21 protein-coding genes and 19 tRNA genes are annotated in these 24372 nt (G+C 71.3%); 33 read left to right on the top strand and 7 right to left on the bottom strand.

Annotation, left to right across the window (positions count from 1 at the left end; translation table 11 throughout):
- Positions 1–15 precede the first annotated feature (15 nt).
- The 3 genes from BJY16_RS42060 to BJY16_RS42050 are packed head-to-tail and all read left to right on the top strand — an operon-like array spanning position 16 to position 2143.
- Positions 16–711 carry a FadR/GntR family transcriptional regulator gene (locus BJY16_RS42060; protein WP_185045207.1) on the top strand — a complete coding sequence of 232 codons (696 nt, stop codon included), beginning with the start codon at positions 16–18 and terminating at the stop codon, positions 709–711.
- Complete coding sequence (locus BJY16_RS42055) at positions 708–1535, top strand: sterol desaturase family protein (RefSeq protein WP_185045205.1); 828 nt, start codon at positions 708–710, stop codon at positions 1533–1535. The genes BJY16_RS42060 and BJY16_RS42055 overlap by 4 nt, the downstream gene beginning before the upstream one ends.
- Positions 1532–2143, top strand: a complete 612-nt coding sequence (locus BJY16_RS42050; RefSeq protein WP_185045203.1) for a lysoplasmalogenase — start codon at positions 1532–1534, stop codon at positions 2141–2143. Before BJY16_RS42055 ends, BJY16_RS42050 begins: the two co-directional genes overlap by 4 nt.
- Before the next feature lie 376 nt (positions 2144–2519).
- Here the strand turns inward: BJY16_RS42050 and BJY16_RS42045 are convergent, their stop codons facing one another.
- The gene (locus BJY16_RS42045; protein ID WP_185045202.1) at positions 2520–3104 is read right to left on the bottom strand and encodes a TetR/AcrR family transcriptional regulator; all 585 of its coding nucleotides are present in this window, start codon (positions 3102–3104) and stop codon (positions 2520–2522) included.
- A 73-nt stretch (positions 3105–3177) separates the two neighbouring features.
- Between BJY16_RS42045 and BJY16_RS42040 the strand changes: the two genes are divergently transcribed.
- Entirely contained in the window at positions 3178–4629 is a 1452-nt protein-coding gene (locus BJY16_RS42040) for an MFS transporter (protein ID WP_185045200.1), read from the top strand.
- Positions 4630–4682: 53 nt separating this feature from the next.
- Here the strand turns inward: BJY16_RS42040 and BJY16_RS42035 are convergent, their stop codons facing one another.
- Complete coding sequence (locus BJY16_RS42035; RefSeq protein WP_185045198.1) at positions 4683–4859, bottom strand: hypothetical protein; 177 nt, start codon at positions 4857–4859, stop codon at positions 4683–4685.
- Between the two features lie 404 nt (positions 4860–5263).
- On the opposite strand from BJY16_RS42035, the gene BJY16_RS42030 reads away from it, so the two are divergent.
- The 20 genes from BJY16_RS42030 (at position 5264) to BJY16_RS41935 (ending at position 7557) form a co-directional block, all read left to right on the top strand.
- Positions 5264–5335, top strand: a tRNA-Trp gene (locus BJY16_RS42030).
- Positions 5336–5457: 122 nt separating this feature from the next.
- Positions 5458–5531: transfer RNA gene (locus tag BJY16_RS42025), tRNA-Ala, on the top strand.
- Positions 5532–5548: 17 nt separating this feature from the next.
- A tRNA-Arg gene (locus BJY16_RS42020) sits at positions 5549–5621 on the top strand.
- A gap of 14 nt (positions 5622–5635) precedes the next feature.
- Positions 5636–5710: transfer RNA gene (locus tag BJY16_RS42015), tRNA-Glu, on the top strand.
- Positions 5711–5715: 5 nt separating this feature from the next.
- Positions 5716–5788, top strand: a tRNA-Gly gene (locus BJY16_RS42010).
- A 15-nt stretch (positions 5789–5803) separates the two neighbouring features.
- Positions 5804–5877: transfer RNA gene (locus BJY16_RS42005), tRNA-Gln, on the top strand.
- Positions 5878–5893: 16 nt separating this feature from the next.
- Positions 5894–5967: transfer RNA gene (locus BJY16_RS42000), tRNA-Leu, on the top strand.
- A 16-nt stretch (positions 5968–5983) separates the two neighbouring features.
- A tRNA-Ala gene (locus BJY16_RS41995) sits at positions 5984–6058 on the top strand.
- 4 nt (positions 6059–6062) lie between these two features.
- A tRNA-Asp gene (locus BJY16_RS41990) sits at positions 6063–6134 on the top strand.
- Between the two features lie 4 nt (positions 6135–6138).
- Positions 6139–6232, top strand: a tRNA-Ser gene (locus tag BJY16_RS41985).
- A gap of 1 nt (position 6233) precedes the next feature.
- Positions 6234–6308 (top strand) — tRNA-Pro (locus BJY16_RS41980).
- Positions 6309–6321: 13 nt separating this feature from the next.
- Positions 6322–6395: transfer RNA gene (locus BJY16_RS41975), tRNA-Pro, on the top strand.
- Between the two features lie 6 nt (positions 6396–6401).
- Positions 6402–6490: transfer RNA gene (locus BJY16_RS41970), tRNA-Ser, on the top strand.
- A gap of 3 nt (positions 6491–6493) precedes the next feature.
- Positions 6494–6566 (top strand) — tRNA-Lys (locus tag BJY16_RS41965).
- Between the two features lie 2 nt (positions 6567–6568).
- Positions 6569–6647, top strand: a tRNA-Met gene (locus tag BJY16_RS41960).
- Positions 6648–6719: transfer RNA gene (locus BJY16_RS41955), tRNA-Val, on the top strand.
- Between the two features lie 5 nt (positions 6720–6724).
- Positions 6725–6799 (top strand) — tRNA-Glu (locus BJY16_RS41950).
- Positions 6800–6812: 13 nt separating this feature from the next.
- Positions 6813–6897 (top strand) — tRNA-Ser (locus tag BJY16_RS41945).
- A gap of 10 nt (positions 6898–6907) precedes the next feature.
- Positions 6908–6980: transfer RNA gene (locus tag BJY16_RS41940), tRNA-Arg, on the top strand.
- 151 nt (positions 6981–7131) lie between these two features.
- Complete coding sequence (locus tag BJY16_RS41935) at positions 7132–7557, top strand: hypothetical protein (RefSeq protein WP_185045197.1); 426 nt, start codon at positions 7132–7134, stop codon at positions 7555–7557.
- A 156-nt stretch (positions 7558–7713) separates the two neighbouring features.
- Here BJY16_RS41935 and fusA read toward each other — a convergent pair whose 3' ends face one another.
- On the bottom strand, positions 7714–9741 hold the full coding sequence (fusA, locus tag BJY16_RS41930) for an elongation factor G (RefSeq protein ID WP_275408041.1): 2028 nt from the start codon (positions 9739–9741) through the stop codon (positions 7714–7716).
- A gap of 131 nt (positions 9742–9872) precedes the next feature.
- Between fusA and BJY16_RS41925 the strand changes: the two genes are divergently transcribed.
- The 4 genes from BJY16_RS41925 to BJY16_RS41910 all read left to right on the top strand — a co-directional run bounded on the left by BJY16_RS41925 (position 9873) and on the right by BJY16_RS41910 (position 14086).
- Positions 9873–10490: a CPBP family intramembrane glutamic endopeptidase gene (locus tag BJY16_RS41925; RefSeq protein ID WP_185045195.1), complete on the top strand. Its 618-nt coding sequence runs from the start codon at positions 9873–9875 to the stop codon at positions 10488–10490.
- Positions 10491–10617: 127 nt separating this feature from the next.
- Positions 10618–12192, top strand: coding sequence for a DHA2 family efflux MFS transporter permease subunit (locus BJY16_RS41920; protein WP_239176659.1), 1575 nt, complete (start codon positions 10618–10620; stop codon positions 12190–12192).
- A 636-nt stretch (positions 12193–12828) separates the two neighbouring features.
- Positions 12829–13434 (top strand): helix-turn-helix transcriptional regulator, encoded by a 606-nt coding sequence (locus tag BJY16_RS41915; RefSeq protein WP_185045193.1) that lies wholly within the window; start codon positions 12829–12831, stop codon positions 13432–13434.
- Positions 13435–13525: 91 nt separating this feature from the next.
- Positions 13526–14086 carry a VanZ family protein gene (locus BJY16_RS41910; RefSeq protein WP_185045192.1) on the top strand — a complete coding sequence of 187 codons (561 nt, stop codon included), beginning with the start codon at positions 13526–13528 and terminating at the stop codon, positions 14084–14086.
- On the opposite strand, the gene BJY16_RS41905 is transcribed toward BJY16_RS41910, so the two are convergent.
- Entirely contained in the window at positions 14022–15143 is a 1122-nt protein-coding gene (locus BJY16_RS41905) for a glycosyltransferase (protein WP_239176658.1), read from the bottom strand. The genes BJY16_RS41910 and BJY16_RS41905 overlap by 65 nt on opposite strands.
- Positions 15144–15568: 425 nt before the next feature.
- Here BJY16_RS41905 and BJY16_RS41900 point away from each other — a divergent pair, with 425 nt between their 5' ends.
- The 4 genes from BJY16_RS41900 (at position 15569) to BJY16_RS41885 (ending at position 20902) form a co-directional block, all read left to right on the top strand.
- Positions 15569–17539 carry a nucleoside-diphosphate sugar epimerase/dehydratase gene (locus BJY16_RS41900; protein ID WP_185045190.1) on the top strand — a complete coding sequence of 657 codons (1971 nt, stop codon included), beginning with the start codon at positions 15569–15571 and terminating at the stop codon, positions 17537–17539.
- A 50-nt stretch (positions 17540–17589) separates the two neighbouring features.
- Entirely contained in the window at positions 17590–18846 is a 1257-nt protein-coding gene (locus BJY16_RS41895; protein ID WP_185045188.1) for a nucleotide sugar dehydrogenase, read from the top strand.
- Between the two features lie 12 nt (positions 18847–18858).
- On the top strand, positions 18859–19518 hold the full coding sequence (locus tag BJY16_RS41890; protein ID WP_185045186.1) for a sugar transferase: 660 nt from the start codon (positions 18859–18861) through the stop codon (positions 19516–19518).
- A gap of 139 nt (positions 19519–19657) precedes the next feature.
- Entirely contained in the window at positions 19658–20902 is a 1245-nt protein-coding gene (locus BJY16_RS41885) for a hypothetical protein (protein ID WP_185045184.1), read from the top strand.
- Between the two features lie 57 nt (positions 20903–20959).
- Here BJY16_RS41885 and BJY16_RS41880 read toward each other — a convergent pair whose 3' ends face one another.
- On the bottom strand, positions 20960–21193 hold the full coding sequence (locus BJY16_RS41880) for a hypothetical protein (RefSeq protein WP_185045182.1): 234 nt from the start codon (positions 21191–21193) through the stop codon (positions 20960–20962).
- A gap of 22 nt (positions 21194–21215) precedes the next feature.
- Positions 21216–23006 carry a peroxidase family protein gene (locus BJY16_RS41875; protein WP_185045181.1) on the bottom strand — a complete coding sequence of 597 codons (1791 nt, stop codon included), beginning with the start codon at positions 23004–23006 and terminating at the stop codon, positions 21216–21218.
- 84 nt (positions 23007–23090) lie between these two features.
- On the opposite strand from BJY16_RS41875, the gene BJY16_RS41870 reads away from it, so the two are divergent.
- Entirely contained in the window at positions 23091–23447 is a 357-nt protein-coding gene (locus BJY16_RS41870) for a hypothetical protein (RefSeq protein ID WP_185045180.1), read from the top strand.
- 27 nt (positions 23448–23474) lie between these two features.
- On the opposite strand, the gene BJY16_RS41865 is transcribed toward BJY16_RS41870, so the two are convergent.
- Complete coding sequence (locus BJY16_RS41865) at positions 23475–24362, bottom strand: WD40 repeat domain-containing protein (protein ID WP_185045178.1); 888 nt, start codon at positions 24360–24362, stop codon at positions 23475–23477.
- Positions 24363–24372 lie beyond the last annotated feature (10 nt).

Raw genomic sequence — 24372 nt, 5'->3', positions numbered from 1 at the left:
GGCACACTGCCGCTCATGGATTTCGATCCCGCACCACGCCAGTCCGTCTCCGACCACGTGTTCGGGCAGCTGCGCGACGCCATCCTGGCCGGCCGCTACCCAGCCGGCGACGCGCTGCCCAGCGAGCGCGAGCTGGCCGCGACCTTCGAGGTCAACCGGCACGCGATTCGTGAGGCGCTGCGCCGGTTGCAGCAGCTCGGGCTGGTCAAGGTCAGCCAGGGCGGCGCCACCCGGGTGCTCGACTGGCGGGCCACCGCCGGGCTCGACCTGGCCATGGCGCTCACCGCGGCCGAGGACGTGCTGCCGGTCGAGACCCTGGCCCGCGACGTGATGGAGATGCGCGCCTGCGTCGGCGCCGACGCCGCCCGGCTCTGCGCCGAGCGGGCCACCCCGGAGGCGAAACGGCGGGTGAGCGACGCCGTCGAGGCCTACGCCGCGGCGGTTCCCGACCTGGCCGCGATGCGGCTCGCCGACCTCGCCCTGTGGCGGCGGATCATCGAGGGCTCCGGGAACATCGCGTACCTGCTGGCCTTCAACAGCCTCACCGCCGGGACGCTGGCGGTCGGGCAGGTGCCGCCCCACCTGCGTACCGAAGAGATCTTGAATGTGGCCGCCCACCGCAAGCTCGCCGCCCTGATCGAGGCCGGCGCCGCCGCCGAGGCCGAAGCGGCCGCGCGCGGCCTCCTGCAAGCGAAGGAGACCGTCCGATGATCCCCGCCGTCCTCTACGCCGTCCCGGCCTTCCTGCTGCTGATCGTCATGGAGGTGCTGTCCTACCGCTTCCTGCCCGACGACGAGGAGCGTGGCTACGAGGCCCGCGACACCGCGACCAGCCTCACCATGGGCGCCGGCAGCCAGGTGATCGGTTTCCCGTGGAAGCTGTTCACCGCCGTCGTCTACGCCGGGCTCTACGTGCTCAGCCCGTTCAAGCTGGACCCGCACCACTGGTGGGTCTGGGTGCTGCTGTTCTTCGCCGACGACCTCGCGTACTACTGGTTCCACCGGCTGCACCACGAGGTGCGGGTGCTCTGGGCCAGCCACGTGGTGCACCACTCCAGCCAGTTCTACAACCTGTCCACCGCGCTGCGGCAGAGCTGGACCCCGATGACGTCGCTGCCGTTCTGGCTGCCCCTGGCCCTGCTCGGCCTCCCGCCGTGGATGATCTTCCTGCAGCAGTCGATCAGCCTGGCCTACCAGTTCTTCCTGCACACCGAGCGGATCGACCGGCTGCCCCGGCCGATCGAGTGGTTCTTCAACACCCCGTCGCACCACCGGGTGCACCACGGCTCCAACGACCCCTACCTGGACCGCAACTACGGCGGCATCCTGATCGTCTGGGACCGGATGTTCCGCAGCTTCGAGCCGGAGGGCGAGCCGGTGAAGTACGGCCTGACCACGAACATCACCACCTACAACCCGCTCAAGGTGGCCACCCACGAGTACGCCGCGATCTGGCGTGACCTGCGCACCGCCACCTCCTGGCGGGCCCGCCTCGGCTACGTCTTCGGCCGTCCCGGCTGGCAGCCGGCCGGATGAAACTGAAGATCTTCATCGCCGTCGCGATCCTCGAGGTGATCGCGGTGGCGGCCGACTGGACCGCCCTGCAGTGGGTGACGAAACCGCTGCTCGCGCCGCTGCTGATCGGGTACGTCGCGGAGCGCAACCGGCTGAGCGCCGGCCTGGCCTTCGCCTTCCTCGGCGACGTCGCCCTGCTGCTCGACGGCACCCCGGCGTTCCTGGCCGGGATGGCCTGCTTCCTCGGCGCCCAGCTCTGCTTCCTCACCGCGTTCCTGCGCCGCGCCCGCCCGCGGGTCGCCGCCTTCGCCGCCTACGCGGTCCTCTGGGCCGCGGTGAACGCCCTGCTCTGGTCCCGGCTCGGCACGCTCCGCGTCCCGATCCTGATCTACAGCCTGGCCCTCGCCGCGATGGCCGCCGCCGCCGTCGGCGTCTCCCGCCGCACCGCGCTCGGCGGCGCCCTCTTCCTGATCTCCGACCTGATGATCGGCGCCGGCGCCGCCGGCCTCCACGTCCCCGCCTCCGGCGTCCTGATCATGACCACCTACGCCGCGGCCCTCTACCTGATCACCACCGGCTTCCAGACCACCACCAGAAAACCCGATTTGGCGTACGCCCAAAGCGCCTGACCAGCGCAGACTCACGAGGCCGTCCCATCTGGGGCGGCCTCGTCGCCTTGGTGAGGCGCACTCCTCGCTCGCTCGTTCTCCGGCTGCCCGGTCCCGGCCCCTGACCGCCCGTTTCCGCCCGCTTCCCGCCCGCCCGTTTCCCGCCCGCCCGTTTCCCGCCCGCCCGTTTCCCGCCCTCCCAGGGGGAGCCGCCCGAAGACAGTGTGGCGCAGCATCGCGGCCACACGCGGCTGTCCTGTGGACAAGATGCTGGTGTGGAAAACCGATGCGGCAGCGAGCGGCATCGACAGGCTGGCTGGTCAGATCGCCAGGGCGGCGGCGTCGCGCGGCTCGTTGCCGGCCCCGGCCTCCTCGCGCCCGGGTTGCCGGGGCTTCCTCAACTGTCCAGGTCAGCGCTTTTTCGGTGGCCCGCGCGGATGCCGTCGAGCGCGAAGGTCAGCACCCGGTCCCGCTGCGCCTCGTCGACGAACGCGCCGGACACCAGCCCGGAGATCATCCGCAGCACGTCGTCGAAGCTGGCGTCCGGCCGGACCTCGCCGGCCGCGCGGGCGCGCTCCATCAGCGGCTCGCCGGCCGCGTACATGGTCACCCGGCACGCCTGGAACAGCTCGGACTCCCGGTTCAGCGCGTCGATCACCGCGCGCTTGGTCACCACGTAGCCCACGAACCGCTCCAGCCAGGCGCGCAGCGCCTCCCACGGTGGCTGCGCCGCCACCGCCTCGGCGGCCGCGCTGAGCTGGGCGATCTCCTCGACGTAGACCGCCTCGAACAGGTCCCGCCGGGTCGGGAAGTTCCGGTACAGCGTGCCGATGCCGACGCCGGCCCGCCGGGCGATCTCCTCCAGCGACGCGTCGGTGCTCTGCTCCGCGAAGGTGTCCCGGGCGGCGGCGAGCAGCGCGTCGAAGTTGCGCCGCGCGTCCGCCCGCTGCGGACGACGCACCGCGACTGGCACATCAGGCATGGAGACCCTCCTCACACGGCCCCCGGAGAAAACCGCTTGCGAACCGGAGGGCACCCTCCACTAATCTGGAGGCATGCCTCGACTTTATCAGGCGACCTCGGACCGTCAGCCGGCGCCGCGCGTGACCTTCGCGGTGCTGGCCGCGGCCGCCGCCGCGTTCGCCCTCATGCAGTCCCTGGTCACCCCGGTCCTGCCGACCATCCAGCAGGACCTGCACACCACCGCCGGCACGGTCACCTGGGTGCTGACCGCCTGGCTGCTCGCCGCATCGGTGGCCACCCCACTGATGGGCCGGATCGCCGACACCATCGGCAAGGACCGCACCCTGCTGGTCGCGCTCGGCGCCATCGCGCTGGGCTGCCTGCTCGCCGCGATCGCCCCGACCGTGACCGTGCTCATCGTCGCCCGTGTCGTGCAGGGCCTCGGCGCCGCCGTCTTCCCGGTCTCCTTCGGCATCATCCGCGACGTCTACCCGCCGCACCGGGTGTCCTCCGCGATCGGCGTCCTCGCCGCGGTCATCGCCAGCGGCAGCGGCCTCGGCATCGTGCTGGCCGGCCCGATCGTCGGCTGGCTCGACTGGCGCTGGCTGTTCTGGATCCCGATGGTCGCCGTCACCCTGGTCGCCGTGGTCGCCTGGCGGGTGATCCCGGCGTCCCCGCCCGGCCCGCGCGGCCGGATCAACTGGCTCTCCGCGGTGCTGCTGGCCGGCTGGCTGGTCGCCCTGCTTCTGCCGCTGAGCAAGGGCGCGACCTGGGGCTGGACCACCGGCCGTACCGTCGGGTTGTTCGCTCTGGCCGTGGTCTTCTTCGCCGGCTGGATGGTGAGCGAGCTGCGCTCCGCCGAGCCGCTGATCGACATGCGGATGATGCGCCTGCCCGCGGTCTGGACCACCAACCTGGTCTCGCTGCTGTTCGGCGCCGCGATGTTCGGCGTCTTCGCCTTCCTGCCGCAGCTCATGCAGGTCCCGTCGAGCACCGGCTACGGCTTCGGCGCCAGCGTGACCACGGCCGGGCTGCTGATGCTGCCGATGATGGTGACCATGGCGGTGTCCGGCTCGATCAGCGGACCGCTCACCCGCTGGGTCGGCAACAAGGCCCAGCTGCTGATCGGCGCCGGCCTCGGCACGGCCGGCGCGCTCAGCCTCGCCCTCGCCCACGACAGCCGGGCCGTCGTCGCCGTCACCGGCGCGGTCTTCGGCATCGGCCTCGGCCTGCTCTACTCCTCGATGATCAACCTGATCGTGCAGAGCGTCCCGAGGCATCAGACCGGCACGGCGAGCGGCATGAACACCAATATCCGTACGATCGGCGCCTCGATCGGCACGGCGATCGTCAGTTCCGTGGTGACCGGCCACCCCGGCCCGCAGGGTCTGCCCGCCGAGTCCGGCTACACCGAGGCGTTCCTGCTGCTCGCCGTCGCCAGCGCCGCCGCCTTCCTGGTCGCCCTGCTGGTCCCGGCCAAGCGCGCGACCACCCCGGCCCCGGCCCCCGCGGCCCTGCCGGAGCTCACCCCGGTCGAGGCCTGACCCACCCCGCGCCCGCGTGATGCCGGGCCCCGTCCTCGGGGCCCGGCATCGGCCTATCGGTACAACTCCTGGTCGTCGGCCTCGGCCGGAACGCGCTCGACGTCCTCGCTGGCCGGCCGCGGCTCGGTGTCGTCCGCACCATCCACCGGCGGCAGCTGGCTGACGTCCGCCGAACCAGGCCCGTCCGTCGTCACGAACTCGGCGAAGCTCTCTGGCTCAAGATCACTCATGCCCCCGATATACCCAGGTGAGGCCCGGACGACGCCTCGATCGGAAATGCCGTGCGGAATTCCGTCGTTTAAATGCGTTGCCGGTCCCCGGGGCCGCGAATACTGTGTGCTTCAACAGCGAGCCGGACGGGCCGAGAGGCCGGAGCCGGACCGATCAGGGAAGGGGTGAAACGATCATGCGGTGGCCGATTGCCAGCATGTCGCAGCGAGAAATGCTGCGCGGTGCGAGCGCTCCGGCGCGCTCCGGTCGTCCCCAGGCAGCCCTGATCATGGATCTTCCGCTTCCCAGTGAGTCGAAGCGTGATCCGGAGTGGTGGCGAGGCTAGCAATCCAGCTAGCGTCGATCAGCCGCCCTCCCGATCCGGGACCGGGCGGTTTTTCTTTGCCGTCAGCGAACAAAGCATGCGGGTGTAGCTCAACGGCAGAGCGACAGATTCCAAATCTGTTAGATGCGGGTTCGAATCCTGCTGCCCGTGCGTCTGATCCCGGCTTTCCACCGGCGATCGTGCTCCTTGACAACTCCACAGTGGATGACACACATCATCATCACTTGTCCCGGCCGCCGGCAGCATCGCCGCCGGCGGCCGGGCGGAACAATGGGCTTGTAGCGCAGTCCGGTAGCGCACCGGTTCGGCAGACCGGGGGTCGGCGGTTCGAATCCGCCCAGGTCCACGCTCCATGCAGGTCAGGTCTCCGTAGCTCAGCGGATAGAGCACCGGATTACGGATCCGGGTGTCGGGAGTTCGAATCTCTCCGGGGACGCGCAGTGAGGTCATCGCCCGTGAGGTTGCGGAAGGTCAGACCACCGGACTCTCACTCCGGAAGACCGGGTTCGACCCCCGGACGGGCGACGCACGTGGTCGTAGCTCAGTTGGCAGAGCGCCGCCTCGCCATGGCGGAGGCCCCGGGTTCGAATCCCGGTGACCACTCTTCGTGAGAAACGATGCGAGCTGGTGCAATCTGGCAGCACGTCCGGCTCTGAACCGGAAGGTTGGAGGTTCGAATCCTCCGCTCGCAGCGAAACACCGCACCATGCCCGGGTAGCCCAACGGCAGGAGGCACACCGCTCAGAACGGTGGCAGTGCGCGTTCGAATCGCGCTCCGGGTACGACAGTTCTTGTCACGGGCTCGTAGCTCATTTCTGGTAGAGCGCCGCTCTCGCACAGCGGAGGTGGCCGGTTCGAATCCGGCCGGGTCCACCCTGCCTTGTTAGCTCAGTGGTAGAGCAAGCGCCTGTCGAGCGCGAGGTCGCCGGTTCGATCCCGGTACAGGGCGCGGAGGAGAGTTGGCCGAGTGGCCTAAGGCGGCGGATTGCTAATCCGTAGTGGGGGAATGATCCTTCACCGAGAGTTCGAATCTCTCACTCTCCGCCAGCGGGATGTGGCGCAGCTTGGTCAGCGCACCGGCCTTGGGTGCCGGGGGTCGTGGGTTCGAATCCCGCCATCCCGACGTAGCGAAAGAACGGGTCGTGGCGCAGCTTGGTAGCGCGCTCGCTTCGGGAGCGAGAGGCCGCCGGTTCGAATCCGGTCGACCCGACACTGTGGAGACGCCAGCCGATCGGCGCCGGCCGCCGCCTCGAAAGCGGGTGGAGGCAGTGATGTCTCGTGCGGGTTCGACTCCCGCCGTCTCCTCATGCGCCGCTGGCTCAACGGGTAGAGCAGCTGACTCTTGATCAGCGGGTTCGGGGTTCGAGTCCCCGGCGGCGTACTCGCAGGGTGGACGAGTTCGGTCGTCCTCGCCGGCCTCATGAGCCGGAAGTCGTGGGTTCGCATCCCACCCCTGCTCCCAGCCCCGGTAGCTCAGCGGGAGAGCGCCGCCGTCACAGGGCGGAAGTCGCTGGTTCGACACCAGCTCGGGGCACGCATGGCGCGGTGGACGAAGAGGGAGAGTCACCTGGTTTTCACCCAGGGCATGTGCGGGTTCGAATCCCGTCCGCGCTGCTTGTGTACGTCGGGAGGAGCCGGCCTGGCTTCGGAAACGCCGCTGGAATCGGCGTGGGCCCGGAAGGGTCCCGTGGGTTCGAATCCCACCTCCTCCGCGGGAACCATGCCTTCGTAGCTCAGCGGAGAGAGCACGGCGTTCCGAGCGCCGGGGTCGCTGGTTCGAGTCCAGCCGGGGGCGCGTGCGGGTGTCATCCACTGTGGGGTCGCCGCAGACGGGCCGGCTGCCCGCCCGCCCCTCATAAGGGTGGTTCGCCCGGATCGACACCGGGGTCTGCGACCAGCATATTTTGGCCCGTTCGGCGGTGCCCGGCGGTCGTACATTGGATCGTATGGAGCTGCACTGGTGGTCGATCGAGGTCTTCGACGGGCCGCGGCTCTCCGCCGCCCGCTGGCAGGATTCGCATGGCAACGCGCTGGTCGAGGCCGCCGTCACGCACGGCGCCTATGACTGGGTCTGGCACCGGCACTCGTGGGGAGTGCTCTTCGAGATCGCCTTCCGGACCGATGAGCGGTTCGCCGAGTTCCGGGCGCTGCCGGCGGTCCGTGCCGCGCTGGACGCGGTCCCCGACCCGGTCAACGGGCTGCTGGTCTATCCGGGGCGGGGCGGCAGCTCGGGCCGGGTCCAGCCGCGGCGGCCGCTGCCGAAAGCCGGTGCCGGCGCCGCGCCGATCCCGGTCGAGCCGGCCCGCACCGACGTGCACCTCGGCCCCACCCTGCCACCGGTCACCACCGCCGGCGTCGCGGCAGCCGCCTGACAAGCCACGGCCGGAGAGGGCGACGGCTGACAAGCCACGCCCGGAGAGGGCGACGGCTGACAAGGCACGGCCGGGGAAGGCGACCGCCGACAAGTCCCGGCCGCAGAGAGCGGGTGCCGACGGGCCCCGGCTGGAGAGCCGGGGCCCGTCGTCCGTTCACGCCGCCGGTCGATAGCCGGCCGGCCGGCTGGTGAACGTGCCGCGACCATGGGTGCGGCTGAGCAGCTTCGTGGCGTAACCGAACAGCTCGGCCAGCGGCACGACGGCGGTCACCGTGCGTACCCCGGAATCGACGACCTGGCCGCGCCGGGCCGCGAGGTCACCGAGGACCGCGCCCAGCGTCTCCGCCGGAGCGCTCACCGTGACCTCGGCGACCGGTTCGAGCAACCGCATCTCGCAGGCGCGCAGCGCCTCGCGCAGCCCGAACCGGCCGGCCGCGCGGAACGCCATCTCGGACGAGTCCTTCGGGTGGGTCTGGCCGTCGGTCAGGGTGACCCGCAGCCCGGTCACCGGGTGACCGCCGAGCGGACCCTCGGCGAGCGCCTCCCGGCAGCCCGCCTCGACCGCGCGGATGTACTCGGCCGGCACCCGCCCGCCGGTCACCGTCGAGGCGAAGGTGAATCCCTCGCCCGGGGAGACGTCCAGCACCACGTGCGCGAACTGGCCGGCCCCGCCGTCCTGCTTGACGTGCCGGTGGAGCAGTCCGGTGACGCCCCGCCGGACGGTCTCCCGGTAGGCCACCTGGGGGCGGCCCATGGTCACCGCCAGGCCGGTGCGCTGCCGGAGCTTCTCCACCGCCACCTCCAGGTGCAGCTCGCCGAGCCCGGAGAGCAGGGTCTGCGCGGTCTCGGCGTCGACCCGTACGGTCAGGGACGGATCTTCCTCGGTCAGCGCGGCCAGCGCGGCCGGCAGCCGCAGCGCGTCCTGCCGGGTGCGGGCCTCGATCGCGACCGAGACCAGCGGTTCGGCGCTGCGCGGCGCTTCCAGCAGCACCGGGTGCCGTGGATCCGCCAGGGTGGCGCCGACCTGGGCGGCTTTGACCCCGGCGACGGCGACGATGTCGCCGGCCACGGCCCGGCCGATCTCGGTGTGCCGGTCCGCTTGGACCCGCAGGATGCGGGCGATTCTTTCGGTACGGCCGGTTCCCGCGTCCCGCACGGTGTCTCCCTTCGTGATCGTGCCGTCGTAGACCCGCAGGTAGGTGAGGCGGCCGGTCTTCGCGGTGTGCACCTTGAAGACCAGCGCGGCCAGGTCGGCGGCGGGATCGCCGGCCGGGGCCGGGAGGTAGTCGACGATCGCGTCGAGCAGCGGTTCGACGCCCTTGTTCCGGTAGGCCGAGCCGCACAGCACGACCACCGCCTCGCCCTTGAGGGTGAGGTCCCGGAGCGCTTTGCGCAGTGTCGTGTCCGAGATGTCGCCCAGTTCGTCCAGCGCGTCCGGGTGCAGGGCGGCGACCTGCTCCTCAAGGCGCTGCCGAGCCGCCCGTGCTTCCGCCGGAATCTCCGATGTCTCGGACAGGCTGCCGTCCGCCCACGTCAGCGTCCGCCGACCGACCAGATCCACGACGCCGCGGAACGAACCCTCCGCACCCAGCGGCAGCTGCACCACCAGCGGAACGACGTCGAGCCGCTCCGCGATGGACCGCACCGCCCGGGACAGCGACGCGCCGGCCCGGTCGAGCTTGTTGACGAAGGCGATCCGCGGCACCCGGTACCGGTCCGCGGCCCGCCAGACCGCCTCGGACTGCGGCTCCACGCCGGCCACCCCGTCGAAGACCGCGACCGCGCCGTCGAGCACCCGCAGCGACCGCTCCACCTCGTCGGAGAAGTCCACGTGTCCCGGGGTGTCGATCAGGTTCAGCCGGTGCCCGGCCCAGTCGCAGCTGACCGCCGCGGCGAAGATGGTGATCCCACGGTCGCGCTCCTGCGGGTCGAAGTCGGTGACGGTGGTGCCGTCGTGCACCTCACCGCGCTTGTGGGTGGCGCCGGTGACGTAGAGGATGCGCTCGGTCAACGTGGTCTTGCCGGCGTCGACGTGCGCGAGGATGCCGAGATTGCGGACACGCATGATGGTTCGTTCTTTCGATGCGGATCGGTCGGGGGACGTGCGCCGGCCCGGCCGCCGAGAAACGCTCAGGCGGTCAGGGACGTCCAGCCCCGGTGGCGCGGCCGGGACCGGGCACACCAGACACGAGGATCAGGTCGAATCGCGACACGGGGGTCCACATGATCGGGGCCCCCTCTCGTCAGTCGCCACATGCGTCGTCGCAAGGTAGCCGGAGCTGCCGGACCGGGTCGAGCGATTTACCGTGGGAGGTGTCGTCCGCGCTGGCAGTGGTGCTGCTGATCATCGTGGTGGTCCGGGTCTGGACCGCCGCCGGGCCGGGCTGGGCCCAGCCGGTCACCGGGCCGCTGGCCGCGGCCCTGCTGGTCGCGGTCTCCGGCCTCACCGCCGGGCAGGCGGGACTCACGACCGCCGGTTTCCGGTACGGGCTGGGCGCCGCCGTGCTGATCGCGATCGGGTACGCGGTGGCGGTCCGCGTCCCGGCGGCCCGCCGGCTTTTCCGGACGTCCTACCAGCGCCCGTGGTACACCTCGCTGGTGGCGATCCCGCTGGCCACCGTGATCTTCGAGGAGGTGGCGTTCCGCGGGGTTTTGTGGGGGCTGATCGACCGCGAGCACGGACCGGTCTGGGCCACCGTGGTGTCCGCGGCGCTGTTCGGGCTCTGGCACCTGGGGCCGGGCCGGCCGTGGACCGACGCGGTGGTGACCGGGGTGGCCGGTGTGGCGCTCGGGACGCTGCGGTTCCTCGGCGGCGGGGTGCTGGCGCCGGTCCTGGCGCACTGGGCCGCCGACGGGCTGGGGGTGCCGGCCGCGGTGCGCGTGTCCAGAACGGCGAACCAGTGGGGAGCGACACAGTCCGGAGCGGGATAAAGGGGAGGTGAGCCGGGGAGCGCGAGGACTACGCTCACGCCGTGTCATGGCGGGAACAGGGGGCTGAGCCCGCCGGATCTGTCCGGACAATCCGCCGCATGGGCCCATGCGGCCATGGGAGTTTCCTTTGAGTAGTCAAGCCCAGGCTGCGCCAGCCAAGCTCGACGCCGCCGTTCTCAAGATCGCCGGGGTCGTGGTCCTCGGCGCGATCATGTCGATTCTCGACATCACCGTGGTGAGCGTCGCGCTGCCCACCTTCCAGACCGAGTTCGACGCGACCTATGCCGAGGTCGCGTGGACCATGACCGGTTACACGCTGGCTCTGGCCACCGTCATCCCGCTGACCGGCTGGGCGGCCGACCGGTTCGGCACCAAGCGGCTCTACATGACCGCGCTGGTGCTGTTCACCCTCGGCTCCGTCCTGTGCTCCACCGCCGACAACATCGGCCAGCTCGTCGGCTACCGGGTGCTGCAGGGCCTGGGTGGCGGCATGCTGATGCCGCTCGGCATGACGATCATGACCCGGGCCGCCGGCCCGGAGCGGATCGGCCGGCTGATGGCCGTGCTCGGCATCCCGATGCTGCTCGGCCCGATCGGTGGCCCGATCCTCGGTGGCTGGCTGATCGAGGCGGCCAGCTGGCACTGGATCTTCCTGATCAACCTGCCGATCGGCGCGGTCGCGCTGGTCTACGCGTGGTTCGCGCTGGAGAAGGACAGCCCGGAGCCGTCCGAGTCGTTCGACTTCCTCGGCATGCTGATGCTCTCGCCCGGTCTGGCCGCGTTCCTCTACGGCGTGTCGTCGCTGCCCGAGGAGGGCAAGTTCACCGCGACCAAGGTGTGGGTGCCGATGCTGATCGGCGCGCTGCTGGTGATCGGCTTCGTGTTCTACTCGTTCAAGCCGAAGCATCCGCTGCTCGACCTGCGTCTGCTGCGCAACCGGAACCTCAGCGTCTCGACCATCACCCTGGCCGTGTTCACCATCGCGTTCATGGGCGCGGGTCTGCTCTTCCCGAGCTACTTCCTGCAGGTCCGTGGCGAGTCGACGCTGAGCGCCGGCCTGCTGATGGCCCCGCAGGGCATCGGCGCGATGGTCACCATGCCGATCGCCGGCATGCTGGCCGACAAGATCCCGGTGGGCCGGACCGTCCCGTTCGCGCTGCTGCTGATCGCGGCCGGCTTCTTCACCTTCACCCAGGTCGGCACGGACACGTCCTACCTGCTGCTGTGCGGCTCGCTGTTCGTGATGGGCCTGGGCATGGGCGGCACCATGATGCCGATCATGACGTCGGCGCTGAAGACGCTCACCCACCACGAGGTGGCCCGCGGCTCCACGCTGCTGAACATCCTGCAGCAGATCGCCGGTTCGGTCGGCACCGCGATGATGTCGGTCATCCTGACCAACCAGCTCAACGAGTCCCCGGTCATCCCGGGCGTGACCAACCCGCAGACCGGCGCGCCGGTCACCGAGGCCGGGGCCGCGATCGGCGCCCAGCAGGACCCGCAGCTCGCCGCCCAGCTCCCGCCCGACCTGCTGGAGCGCGGGCTGAACTTCGTGGCCGACTCGTTCGCCACGACGTTCTGGGTCGGTTTCGTGCTCACCCTGTCCACGCTGATCCCGGCGTTCTTCCTGCCCCGCAGGAAGCAGGAGTCGCACCTGCTCGACGACCAGGGGGCCGCGCCCGCCCCGATCGTCCTGCACTGACCGCACCACCCGCGAAGGCGCTCCCGGCTCCGGCCGGGGGCGCCTTCGCCGTCTCCGGATCTCCTCCGCGGGGGGATGGGGGCGTGCCGGGGCGTCGAGGGCGGCCGGTTGCACGACCCCCAAGCCGGGATCGCCGCTGTCGCGGGGGAAGCCGGAAACGCGGGCGAGAATTGATCAATGCGGTTATCGAAAACGGTCATGATGACGCGATCTTTCGAGTGATTTTTCTGTCGGACTTGAGTCACGGTGACATTTCGGCGGGCCGGAACGGACGATCGATGCCCGGAATAGCACGACTTGTAAGCGTTGATGGGCAGTCTGGGTAGGGCACTCCGGGGTGAATCGCCTGTTCCGGCTGCCGGATTCGTTGATCCGGTGGACCTGACTCCGTCGAACGGCCGACAGAACGTGCGCTGGGTGTTCCGGACGGTTACGTTATGTAGGTGCGCCGCGCCCATCGGCGGTGGCACGAATCCCTTTTGACCTCCCCACGGTGTACCCCTGGAGATCTTTATCGGATCGACTTGTGCCGCACTCGCAGAATGGACCGCGAGTCGTCTAAGAATGGGTGCGTCGAGCGTTCCATACGGTTCGGCGCCGGGTCGCGACCCGGCGCCCGTCGACGAGGGTGGTGTGATGATCCGGATCGTGGTGGTCAGAGACGAGGGATACTTCGGCGTCCCGGTGCGCACGTTCCTGGAGACGGAACCGGACATGCACTACGTGACCACCCTGCCGATCAACGCCGATCTCGCCCCGCGCGCCGCGCAGTTGTGGCCGGCGGTCATCGTGATCGACACGGAGTACATGGTGAGCCAGGTGCTGCCGATCGCCGACGAGCTGCACACCGCCATCCCGTCCTGCGCCATGCTGCTGCTCTGCGACCCGTCCAAGCGCGGCATGCTCCCGCCCCGCCGGTGGAACGGCGGGCTGAACTTCCTGGTCAAGAGCGCCGCCTCGTCCTCGCTGGCGGACACCGTGCGCCGGCTGGCGGCCGGCGAGCGGGTGGTCTCGCCGATGCTGCAGGCCGCCTCGCTGAACACCGACCGCGGGCTGAGCACCCGGGAGCTCGAGGTGCTCGGGCTGGCCGCCGAGGGCGAGTCGGTGAAAGAGATCGCCGGCCGCCTTTACCTGTCCGGCGGCACCGTCCGTAATTACCTTTCCGCGGTGATCGCCAAGACCGGGGCGCGCAATCGGCTGGACGCCATCCGGATCGCCCGCAAAGAGGGCTGGCTGCGCTGAGCGGAAATGGCGCGACGGCGGCGCGGCGCCGGGGCCGATACGACGAGGATCATGCGGAGGGGCTGCGCCGGGTCGCGTAGCGTGAGTTGCGATGCGTGCTGAACAGTTCGACATTCCGGCGTTGCCGGTGCTGCTGCCGCTGGGCGGCATTCTCATGCTTCTGTCCTGGTGGTGGTTGCGCCGGCGGGGCCAGCTGACCACCCGGCGTCTGCTCGCCGCCTGGGCCCTGTCGTGGTACGCGGTCGCGGTCCTCGGCGCCACCATGCTCCCCGCGCATCTGGCCTGGGGCCCGGACTCCGGCCCGCCGGACACCTACCGCATCCTGCTGATCCCGACGCTCAGCATGCGCCGCCGGGATTTCGTGCTGAACACCATGATGACGCTGCCGCTGGCCGCGCTGCTACACCTCAACTTCGGCATCGTGAACCGGCTGCGGGTGGTCCGGATCGGCTTCCTGCTCAGCCTGTGCATCGAGGTCACCCAGCTGGTGATGATCCTGACCGTGCACGGCAACCGCTGGACCGACGTGAACGACCTGCTGTCCAACACGATCGGCACGATCTTCGGCTACGTCGCCTGGCACCGGCTCATGCGTTCCGCACGCCTCCGCCGCGCAGTGACGGACACCCGCGAAGTGGTGCGGTCGGGGTGAGCCGGTCGTAGACCTGACCGACCGCGGCGGCCAGGTGGTCCGCGTCGTACCGTAATCCGGCCGTGCGGGCCGGCAACCGCACGCCGCGCCGCTCCCGATGGCAGAGCACCTCGGCGCGCAGCGTCCGGGGCAGCGACTCCCGGTCGTGCGGGGAGAGCCGGTGGGTGGCCCGGACCGGCGCCCGGCCGGCGGCGCGCTCCTCCAGCGGCGGGCAGGCGGCGTAAACCGCGGGCAGCCCGGCGGCGATCGCCTCCAGCACGGCCAGCCCCCAGGTGTTGCGGTCCGGGCAGGCGAAGATGTCCATCGCGCAGAGCATCTCCCGCGGGTGCCGGACGGCACCGGCGAACAGCACCCGGTCGGCCACCCCCTCGATGATCGCGAGCTGGGCCAGGGCGGGCCGGGCCGGGCCGTCGCCGACCAGCAGCAGGACCGCGCCGGGCACCTCGGCGACCGCCCGGATCAGCAGGTCGAAGCGTTTGGCCGGGGTGAGCCGGCCGGTCACCCCGATCACCGGGACGTGGTCGGCCACGCCGAGCCGGGCCCGGGCCGCGGCCCGCAGCGCCGGGTCGAACCGGAACTCGGCCGGATCGATCGCCCGCGGGATGGTGGCGATCCGGTGGTCCGGCACGCCCCAGCCGCGCAGCCGGTCGGCGATCGCCGCGGTGGCCGCGATGGTCATCTGCCCGAGCCGCTCGCTGACCAGGTAGAGCGGCCCGAGCCGGGTGGCGCCGGCCCGGCCCAGGTGGTGCTCGGTGGCGACGATGTGCGGCACGCCGGCCAGCCGGGCCGCGATCCGGCCCTGCACGCAGGCCCGGTAGAGGTGCGTGTGCACCAGGTCGAAGCGGCCGCGGCGGATCAGCCGGCGCAACCGGAGGATCGCCGCCAGGTCCCGGTCGCAGGCCGTGCTCAGCTCGTGCACCGGGATCCCGCCGGCCCGGATGGCGCGGGCCTCGGTGCCCGGCGGGGAGAGCGTGACCACCTCGCTGTCGTGCGGCAACCGGCGCAGCAGCAGCCGGAGCTGATGCTCGGCGCTGCCCTCCGCCGCAGTGCTGATCACATGCAGCACCCTCATGTCGTTCCCCCAGTCGCATAGACGACAGAACGCTTGCGACGGCTCCTGCCAGAACGGTGCCGGAATAGCGGGGGAAGGGGAAGTCGCAGATGTCATGTCTAAGGTGAGGATCATTCACCGTCGATATGACATCCTCCACCGAATGGCCGGGCCGACGGCTCCGAATGGTGTCCCCGGAATGGCGATCGAGGGCCTGTGCTGGACAAATAGAGGAACATGAGAAGTTCTCGCGTAGGCCATGACAATTGCTACTGTAATGGCTCCTCGGCGACTGGAACGCTGAATGCCACGAATGGTTCCGAGCGCGGCCTGAATGAATCTTGGAACGCCATTTTCCGGCTCCTCAAAAAATACGCCGAAGCAAGGATCCGCGGCCGGTTTGCCGCCGGCATCGTACGAGGGGGAATCCCATGCAGACACGGCGAGCCGCTGCTGGCGACCCAGCAACGGACGCATCCCTTGGAGACTGGCCCGGCCGGGCAGCGCCGTGGTTCCGCGCGGCACTGCCCGGCCGGGCGGCACGTGCCGGCGCCGACGCGCTGGCCCTGGCGACCGCCCTGCTCGTCGCCACCCTGCTCCGCTACGACGGGCACCTGGCATACCTCAACGGCACCGGCCTGATCGAGCTGACCGCGGTGGCCGTGCTGGTGCAGACCGTCGCCGGGGTGCAGTTCGGTCTCTACACCGGCCGCTGGTCCTACGGCTGCTTCGAGGAGATCCTGGCCCTGGCCAAGACCACCGCGGTCACCATCCCGGTGGTCTTCGCGCTGGACACCGCGCTGGGCCGGCTCGCGCCGCGCTCGGCGATCATCGCGGCCGGCCTGATCGGCCTGGTCCTCGCGGCCGGCGTCCGGTACGCCGTCCGCCTGCTGCAGGACCAGCGGCTGCGACCCAGCCCGGAGACCGGCACCCGGGTCGTGGTGATGGGCGCCGGGGAGGGCGCCACCCAGGTCATCCGGGCCATGCTGCGCGACCCGGCCAGCCCGTACGTGCCGGTCGCCCTGCTCGACGACGACCCGACCAAGCGCACCTTGCAGATCATGGGCGTCCGGGTGGCCGGCAACCGGCACGCGATGGCCGAGGTGGTCCGCCGGTTCCGGGCCGACGCCGTGCTGATCGCCATCCCGAGCGCCGGCGCCGGCCTGGTCCGCAGCCTCACCGACCTGGCCGCCCCGCTGAACGTGGACGTCAAGGTGGTCCCGCCGGTGGTCGAGCTGTTCGGCCGGACCGTGCGGGTCGAGGACATCCGCCCGGTCAGTCACGCCGACCTGCTCGGCCGCCGGGAGATCAGCATCGACCTGGCCGCGGTCGCCGGTTACCTGGCCGGGCGCCGGGTGCTGGTCACCGGGGCCGGCGGCTCGATCGGCTCGGAACTGTGCCGGCAGGTCGCCCAGTTCAACCCGGCCACCCTGGTGATGCTGGACCGCGACGAGTCCGGCCTGCACGCGGTGCAGTTGTCCCTGGACGGCCGGGGCATGCTCGACGACCGCAACCTGGTGGTCGCCGACATCCGCGACCAGCAGCGCCTGGACGAGGTGTTCGCCGAGCACCAGCCGCAGGTGGTCTTCCACGCCGCGGCGCTCAAGCACCTGCCGCTGCTGGAGATGCACCCGTCCGAGGCGCTCAAGACCAACATCCTGGGCACGTACCAGATCCTGCAGACCGCGATCCGGCACCACGTGGACCGGCTGGTGAACATCTCCACCGACAAGGCCGCCGACCCGTGCAGCGTGCTGGGTTACTCCAAGCGGATCACCGAACGGCTCACCGCCGCCGCCGACGCGGCGGCGCCCGGCACCTACACCAGCGTCCGGTTCGGCAACGTGCTCGGCAGCCGCGGCTCGGTGCTCACCGCGTTCGCCGCGCAGGTCGAGTCGGGCGGCCCGATCACCGTCACCCACCCCGACGTGACCAGGTACTTCATGACCGTGCAGGAGGCCGTCCGGCTGGTCATCCAGGCCGGTGCGGTGGACAGCCACGGCGAGGTGCTGATCCTCGACATGGGCGAGCCGGTCCGGATCGCCGACGTGGCCAAGCGGATCGCGGACAGCGCCGGCGGGCACGTGCCGATCGTCTACACCGGACTGCGTCCCGGCGAGAAGCTGGCCGAGGTGCTGCTCGGCCCGGCCGAACCGGACCACCGGCCGAACCACCCGTTGATCTCGCAGGCCCCGGTGCCGCCGCTGGACGGCGCGGTGCTCTCGCTGATGGACCCGGCCGCGCCGCGCGCCGACCTGATCGCGGTGCTGCGCTGGCTCGCCGAGAGCCCGGCGCTGCCCGGCCGGATCGAGACCCCGGCGCCGGCCCCGGCTCCGCGCACCGGCGGGCGCAACGGCAAGCGCCAGGCCGAGTTCACCATGCGCCTGGGCCGGCATCCATGAGCAGAAAACCCCGATCAAGACCGGTTTCGCGTACGGACAGGAGCGCACCGATGCGAGTAGTCGTCGCCGGGCAGGGCTATGTGGGCCTGCCCCTCGCCGTCCGGGCCGCCGAGGTCGGGCACACCGTGGTCGGCTTCGACGTCGACGACGAGCGGATCAAGCGGCTCGCCGCCGGCGAGTCCTACGTCGACGACATCGGCTCGGCGCAGCTGCAGGCGGTGCTGGCCGGCGGCCACTTCCTGCCGTCGTCCGACCCGCGGGCCTGCGCCGGCTTCGACATCGCGGTGATCGCGGTGCCCACCCCGCTCCGGGACGGCACCCCGGACCTGCGCTACATCGAGGACTCGGCCCGCACCCTGGCCCGCTACCTGCGCCCGGGCGCGACCGTCGCCCTGGAGTCGACCACCTATCCGGGCACCACCACCGAGCTGGTCGGGCCGCTGCTGGAGGAGGGCTCCGGGCTGATCGCCGGCGAGGACTTCTTCCTCGGCTTCAGCCCGGAACGGATCGACCCGGGCAACCCGCGGTGGAACCTGGTCACCACGCCGAAGGTGGTCTCCGGGATCAACCCGGCCTCCCTGGAACGGGTGCGCGCCTTCTACGCCTCGGTGGTGGAGACCACCGTCGAAGTCTCCGACCCGAAGGTGGCCGAGCTGGCCAAGCTGCTCGAGAACACCTTCCGGCACGTCAACATCGCGCTGGTCAACGAGCTCGCGGTGTACGCGCACGACCTGGGCATCGACGTCTGGGAGGCGATCGACGCGGCGTCCACGAAACCGTTCGGCTACATGCGGTTCGTGCCCGGTCCCGGGGTCGGCGGGCACTGCCTGCCGATCGACCCGTCCTACCTGTCCTGGCGGGTGCAGCGGACCCTCGGGCAGAGCTTCCGCTTCGTCGAGCTGGCCAACGACATCAACAACCACATGCCGGACTACGTGGTGCGCCGGCTGGTCGCCGCCCTGAACCAGCACCGCAAGGCGGTCAACGGGTCCACCGTGCTGCTGCTCGGCCTGGCCTACAAGAAGAACAGCGGCGACGCCCGCGAGTCGCCCGCCCGGCGGGTCGCCACGCTGCTGCTGGAGATGGGTGCCGAGGTGCTCGCCGCCGACCCGCACGTGGTCGAGGACGCCCGGGTCGACCAGCGGATCACCCGGGTCCAGCTCAGCCCGGAACTGCTCGCCGCCGCCGACGCCGTGGTGCTGCTCGCCGACCACGACGCCTTCGACCTGGACCTGGTGGTCGAGCACGCCCGCTACGTCCTGGACACCCGTCACCGCCTCACCGGCGACACCGTGGAATCGATCTGAGCTGGGGGAATCGTGGACCGCCTGCGCCCGATCTGGAACGTTCTCAACCAACTGGTCGCCGCCGTGGCGCTGATCCTGCTGTCCCCGGTCTTCCTGGGCGTGGCCCTGTGGATCCGGATCGCCGACGGCAAAGGGGTGTTCTTCGTCCAGGACCGGGCCGGCCGGGGCGGCCGGACGTTCCGGATCCTGAAGTTCCGCTCGATGATCCACGACAACCTGGCGGTCGGCGCCCGGCTCGGCATGGCCAACCCGAACGACCTGCTGGCGGACGACCCGAGGATCACCCGGTGCGGCCGGATCCTGCGGGCCACCAGCCTGGACGAGCTGCCCCAGCTGATCAACGTGGTGCGCGGGCAGATGAACCTGGTCGGGCCGCGCCCGGACGTGCTGCCGCAGGTCGCCGAGTACTCGGCTCAGGACGCCCGGCGGCTCGAGGTGCGGCCCGGGATCACCGGCTGGGCGCAGATCAACGGGCGGGACGCGATCCCCTGGTCGGAACGGTTCGTGCTGGACCGCTGGTACATCGACAACTGGTCGCCGCTGCTGGACCTGAGAATCATCTGGCGGACGTTCCAGGGATCGCACCGGGGGGAGCGGCCGGCGCTGGTGGAGACGCTTCCCGCGCAGCGGACGTCCGGGGAGAGCACGCAGGATCTCCGTCGCGCCGCTTAGGGCGTACCGTCAAGCGGGCTTGGTTTTGATCATCGGCGCAGCTCAGTTGGCCTTTTCCGGGGCTCGCGCGAATCGAGGGCCGGCCATATGATCGGAGCGTGAGAGCGGCCTGCACCCTCGGTGACGGCGGTCGATCGCGATGACCGCCGGTGGCTGGATCGCGCTGGGCATCGCCATCTTCGGCTCGCTCTGCTATGCGGCCGGCTCGATCCTCCAGGCGATCGGCGCCCGGCGCAGCACCAGCGCGGTCTCCACCCTCGGCCACCCGCTCTACCTGGTCGGCATCGCGCTGGACATGACCGCCTGGTTCGGCTCGATGATCGCGCTCCGCGAGCTGGCGGTCTACCTGGTCGAGTCGGTGCTGGCCGGTTCGCTGGCGATCACCGCGTTCGCCGCCTGGCTGTTCCTCGGCTCCAAGCTGCGCACCCGCGACGTGGTGGCGATCGTGATCACCATCTGCGCGCTGGCCGGGCTGGCCCTCTCGGCCGGCCAGCAGACCGTGGTGGCGGCCTCGCTGGAGCTGCGGCTCGGCTTCTGCGTGGCGCTGGTGGTCGTGCTGATCCTCGGCTGGGCGGCCACCAAGGTCGGCTCACCCGGGCTGATCGCCTCGATCGGCGGTCTGTCGGTCGGCGCCGCGGCCCTCGGCGGGCGCGCCCTGCACCTGCCCGACGACCAGATGACCACGGTCGGCTCGGCGCTGCTCACCATCTTCAGCGAGCCGCTGACCTACGTGCTGCTGGTCTTCGCCGCCAACGGCATGGTGATGTACGCGAACGCCCTGCAGCGCGGCGAGGTCGGCCGGGTGACCGCGGTGCACTGGACCGGCGAGGTGATCGCCCCGTCGGTGATCGCGCTGACCATCCTCGGCGACACCGTCCGGCCCGGCTGGGAGCCGGTCGCCCTCGCCGCCGCGCTGATCACCGTGGCCTGCGCGATCGTGCTGGCCAGCGCCCCGGCGACGACCGCGGCCGCGGCCGAGCCGGCCGGCGAGTTCGCGCTGCCGCCCGGCGCCGAGCCGCACGCGCTGCCGTCCCCGCCGCTGCCGGTGCTGCCCGGAGCGGCCGGGCACCCGGTCACCGCGCTGGTGCCGATGGAGGCGTGGCGGCTGGCCATCCCGCTCGAAGCGCGCTGGCCGGCGCTGCAGCCGCCGCTGGTCCGCGGCTACGGCACGATCGTCTGGTGGGGGCCGCCGAGCGCGCCGCTGCCGATCTGGGTGCCGCCGGACCGCACGCTCATCCCGCGTGACCGGCCCAAACTCGCCGACCGCCCGCAGCGGATCTGGCCCGCGCGGGTCGGGCCGCAACTGCCGGCGGCGCGGCGGCCGGCCCGGCACCGCGAGATCATCATTCCCGGGCAGCAGCGCGACGAGCGCGACGCCGCCTGACCAGCCGCCTCCGGGCGGGTGTGCGGTGCGCGGTGCGGGCGCGGCCCCGGCTGGGCGTCAGGGGTGTCTCGACGGGCTGGAGACACCCCTGACGCCCAGCCGGAGCCTGGCGCCCGGCTTCGGCGTGCTGACCGTGACCGCCGTCTTCTCTCCCAGTCGCGGCAGGATCGGGGTGCGGCTCGCGGCGGGGCGTGGGTGGCGGCGGACGGCGGCGCCGAGCCGGGTCAGCGCCCCCTCGACCAGCTGGGTGGCGCCGGTGCCGGCGACGAACGACAGCGCGCACAGCAGCACCGGCGTCACCGCGCCGCCGGGTTCAGCCCATCGGCGCGGTCCGGACCTTCGACCAGGGCTGGAAGGCGTTCTCCAGGGTGCGCATCGCGGCGCGCAGCTCCGGGTGGTGCCGGAGCAGGACGGTGGTCATCGTGTTGTCGGCGATCCAGCGCAGCCCCTCCGGCGTGTAGACCGCCGGGGTGAAGTCCTTGGTGAGGAAGCGGTCGCTGTTCAGCCGGCGGGACGCCATCACGATGAAGATCCGGAACGCGGTGTCGGAGAAGGCGAAGCCGGCCGGGCGCGGCTCGGCGTAGAGCCCGACCTGCAGGTCCACCCGCTCGATGTCGCCGTGGTAGACCTGCTCGATCTCGCGGGCCCAGGCCGGGTCGTCGGTGAGCTCGGCGAAGGTGGCCGGGGCGGGCAGGTGCAGCAGCCGGCGGAACTCGTTGTAGCGCGGCACGCCCAGCTCCCGGTCCCGCATGATGTCGGTGGCCGCCAGGTCGGCGAGCTTGCCGTCCGGCCGCTGGAACTCCTGCAGCCAGCGCGGGAAGTTGTGCAGGGTGACCAGGCCGGGGTGCATGGTGCCGAGCGAGTAGAGCAGGTCGGTGTGGCCGATCTTGCCGATCAGGTCGATCGAGGCCGGGCCGGACAGCTCGCGCAGCGTGTACTGCCCGTGCCCGCGGTCGTCGGTGAGCGACCGCAGGTCGAAGTCGTCCGGCATCATCGGGTGCATCCGGTAGACCGCGGTGAACTCCTCGGTCAGCGAGTACGGCACGCCGAAGTGGTCGGTGTGCGAGCCGGGGATCCCGCTGATCACCTCGCTGTCGCTGATCCGCCCGGCCACCCGGCTGATCCTCTCGCCGGCCAGCCCCCACCAGTTGGCGTGCATCGCGGTGACCGTGGTCGGATTGTTGATCACCGCGGGCGTCCACTCCACCGTGTGGATCTTCGCGATCAGCGCCGCCAGGACCAGCCGGGCCCGCTGGAACAGCTCCTCGTCGGACCAGTCCGGGTAGGACGCCACCAGCATGTCGCAGATCGCGTTGTGCTCCCGGGTGAACAGCGACTGGAGCATCAGCAGCCCGAGCCAGAAACCCGGCTCGCGGGTCGGGTCCAGGTCGCCGGCCGGGATCGGCGGCGTCCCGTCCGCGTCGATCCGCAGCTTGCCGTGCTCGCCGCTGCGGACGAACTGCTGGTACTCCCGGGTCGTCCCGTAGATCTGCGACGCGTCCCACCAGTGGGTCAGCGTGTTGACGTAGGCCGGGGGAGCGGCCGAGCCGACCGGCTGCGGGTCCGGCGGGGTCCGCATGATCCGCATCGGCCGGTCCGGCCACGGGTCGTCGTCGGCGAGCGGGATCACCCACGGGTCCTCGGAGACGTGCCGGCCGTGGCTGAACCAGTCCCAGATCATGAACTGCAGCCACGCCGCCACCAGCGCGTTGACCGAGGTGGCCGGGATCAGCGCGGAGCGGGTGAGCAGGGTGCGGCTGACCTCGCGCGGGCTGGGCGACAGGATCCGGCCGGCCGGCTCCGGGAAGGCCTTGCTCAGCGGCACGTTGCGGCCGAACCGGCTGCCGGCCATCCCCATCAGCGGCTTGGTCAGGTCGTTGTAGGTGCCGTCGACGGTACGCGCGGCGAGCTGCTCGGGCGTCGGCGGGCCGGGCGGCGGGTCCGGGGCGCCGGACGCCGGGCCGGTGTCGTAGAGATTCTCCCGGCGCAACGTGTTCCGGACCCCGACCAGGGTGGCCAGGCCCAGCACCCGGGGCAGCCGGTGCCAGCGCCAGCGCCGGTCCACCAACTCGGCGATGCGGTCATAGGTGCGCCAGAAAGCCATGTCCGCAACGTCTACACCCTTTCGGTACGGGCCTCTGTCGCCCGCCCGACTGACGTCCCCGGGAACGGCTGAAATCGTCGCGGAATGTCAATCGCCGCTACCGCGCTGGGTGTGATCCGGGTGGCTGTCGGGTCCGCCGCGCTCGTCGTACCGGAAATGATGGTGAAGCGATTCGGTGGTGATCCGGGAAAGGACGCCGCGGCGATCTATCCGTTGCGGATGTTCGGCGTGCGCACCGTGCTGCTCGGGACCGAGTTGCTGGTCAACAGCGGTGAGGAGAGACGCCGGGTGGCGCAGCGCGGGGTGCTGATCCACGGCAGCGACGTGCTCGCCGCGGTGCTGGCCGGGCGGTCCGGGGCGCTGCCGCCGCGGGCCGCGACAACCGCGATCACCCTTTCGTCGATCAATGTGGCGCTGGCTCTTCTGGCGTCGCGGCGCTAGCGCCTGTTTCGGAGGCCGGCACAGGCGCTAGGTGCGACGGTCCGGGTGCGGCTGGCCGAGCGGCCGCAGGTCCACGGTGCCGTCCAGGGTGCCGATCGCCAGGGTGAGTTCGCCGTACCGGTGGAAGACCGTGGCGCAGCGGCCCGGAAGCGGGTCGCCGATCCGCTCGCCGGTGGTCGCGTCCCAGCGCTGCACCACCGCGTCGTGGCCGCAAGTGATCAGCTCGGCCCGGCCGTTCACCAGGACCGTGTCCATCCGGTGCACCGCGTAGCTGTCGATCACCACCGGCACCCCGATCGGCTCGCCGGTCGCGGCGTCCCAGCGGTGCAGGTCGGCGGTGGCCGCGGTGATCAGCCGCCGGCCGTCCGGCAGCCGCACCCCGGCGATCGCGTTGATCTGCTCGTCGCCGACGGTCAGCGGATCCCCGGCGCGGGCGCCGGTGCGCGGGTTCCACCGGTGCACCGTCCCGCTCCGGTCGCCGGCACAGACCACCGGGCCGCCGGGCAGGTCCAGGACGGCGAGCGCGCTGACCTGGTCGCCGTGCACGCCGAGCGGCTCCAGCCGGGCGCCGGTCCCGGCGTCCCAGCGCACCAGCGGGAACGGCTCGAGCAGCGAGGCGGCGAGCAGCGTCCCGGCCCAGACGGCCATCGACTCGAGGTACGGCGACCGGTCGGCGGTGAACGGCCGGGCGCCGGAGCGTGGCTCCAGCCAGTGGAGGCCGTCGTCGCTGGTCACCGCGATCAGCGGGTCGCGCCAGCCGACCGGGCACACGGCCAGCCCGGTGATCCCGGGCAACGGCACGGACGAGCTGATCAACCGGTTGGTCCGCGGGTCGCGCACCTGGACCTGATCGCCGTTGCGGGAGACCAGCATGTCGACGCCGTCGAGCGGAAGCGTGCGCAGCTCGGTGATCATGAGCCGCATC

Origin of the sequence: Actinoplanes octamycinicus, assembly GCF_014205225.1 — a bacterium.
Lineage (GTDB): Bacteria > Actinomycetota > Actinomycetes > Mycobacteriales > Micromonosporaceae > Actinoplanes > Actinoplanes octamycinicus.
Note: the sequence above shows the minus strand (reverse complement) of the source record. Positions and strands in the feature narration are given on the sequence as shown.

Bases quoted from the DNA above. Each gene is read 5' to 3' on its own strand.
- BJY16_RS41895 (WP_185045188.1), top strand. From the start codon at position 17,590: ATGCGAGTAGTCGTCGCCGGGCAGGGCTATGTGGGCCTGCCCCTCGCC.
- BJY16_RS42035 (WP_185045198.1), bottom strand. From the start codon at position 4,859: ATGAGTGATCTTGAGCCAGAGAGCTTCGCCGAGTTCGTGACGACGGAC.
- BJY16_RS42045 (WP_185045202.1), bottom strand. From the start codon at position 3,104: ATGCCTGATGTGCCAGTCGCGGTGCGTCGTCCGCAGCGGGCGGACGCG.
- BJY16_RS41875 (WP_185045181.1), bottom strand. From the start codon at position 23,006: ATGGCTTTCTGGCGCACCTATGACCGCATCGCCGAGTTGGTGGACCGG.
- BJY16_RS41915 (WP_185045193.1), top strand. From the start codon at position 12,829: ATGATCCGGATCGTGGTGGTCAGAGACGAGGGATACTTCGGCGTCCCG.
- BJY16_RS42055 (WP_185045205.1), top strand. From the start codon at position 708: ATGATCCCCGCCGTCCTCTACGCCGTCCCGGCCTTCCTGCTGCTGATC.
- BJY16_RS42040 (WP_185045200.1), top strand. From the start codon at position 3,178: ATGCCTCGACTTTATCAGGCGACCTCGGACCGTCAGCCGGCGCCGCGC.
- BJY16_RS41935 (WP_185045197.1), top strand. From the start codon at position 7,132: ATGGAGCTGCACTGGTGGTCGATCGAGGTCTTCGACGGGCCGCGGCTC.
- BJY16_RS41885 (WP_185045184.1), top strand. From the start codon at position 19,658: ATGACCGCCGGTGGCTGGATCGCGCTGGGCATCGCCATCTTCGGCTCG.
- BJY16_RS42060 (WP_185045207.1), top strand. From the start codon at position 16: ATGGATTTCGATCCCGCACCACGCCAGTCCGTCTCCGACCACGTGTTC.
- BJY16_RS42050 (WP_185045203.1), top strand. From the start codon at position 1,532: ATGAAACTGAAGATCTTCATCGCCGTCGCGATCCTCGAGGTGATCGCG.
- BJY16_RS41865 (WP_185045178.1), bottom strand. From the start codon at position 24,362: ATGATCACCGAGCTGCGCACGCTTCCGCTCGACGGCGTCGACATGCTG.
- BJY16_RS41910 (WP_185045192.1), top strand. From the start codon at position 13,526: ATGCGTGCTGAACAGTTCGACATTCCGGCGTTGCCGGTGCTGCTGCCG.
- BJY16_RS41870 (WP_185045180.1), top strand. From the start codon at position 23,091: ATGTCAATCGCCGCTACCGCGCTGGGTGTGATCCGGGTGGCTGTCGGG.
- BJY16_RS41900 (WP_185045190.1), top strand. From the start codon at position 15,569: ATGCAGACACGGCGAGCCGCTGCTGGCGACCCAGCAACGGACGCATCC.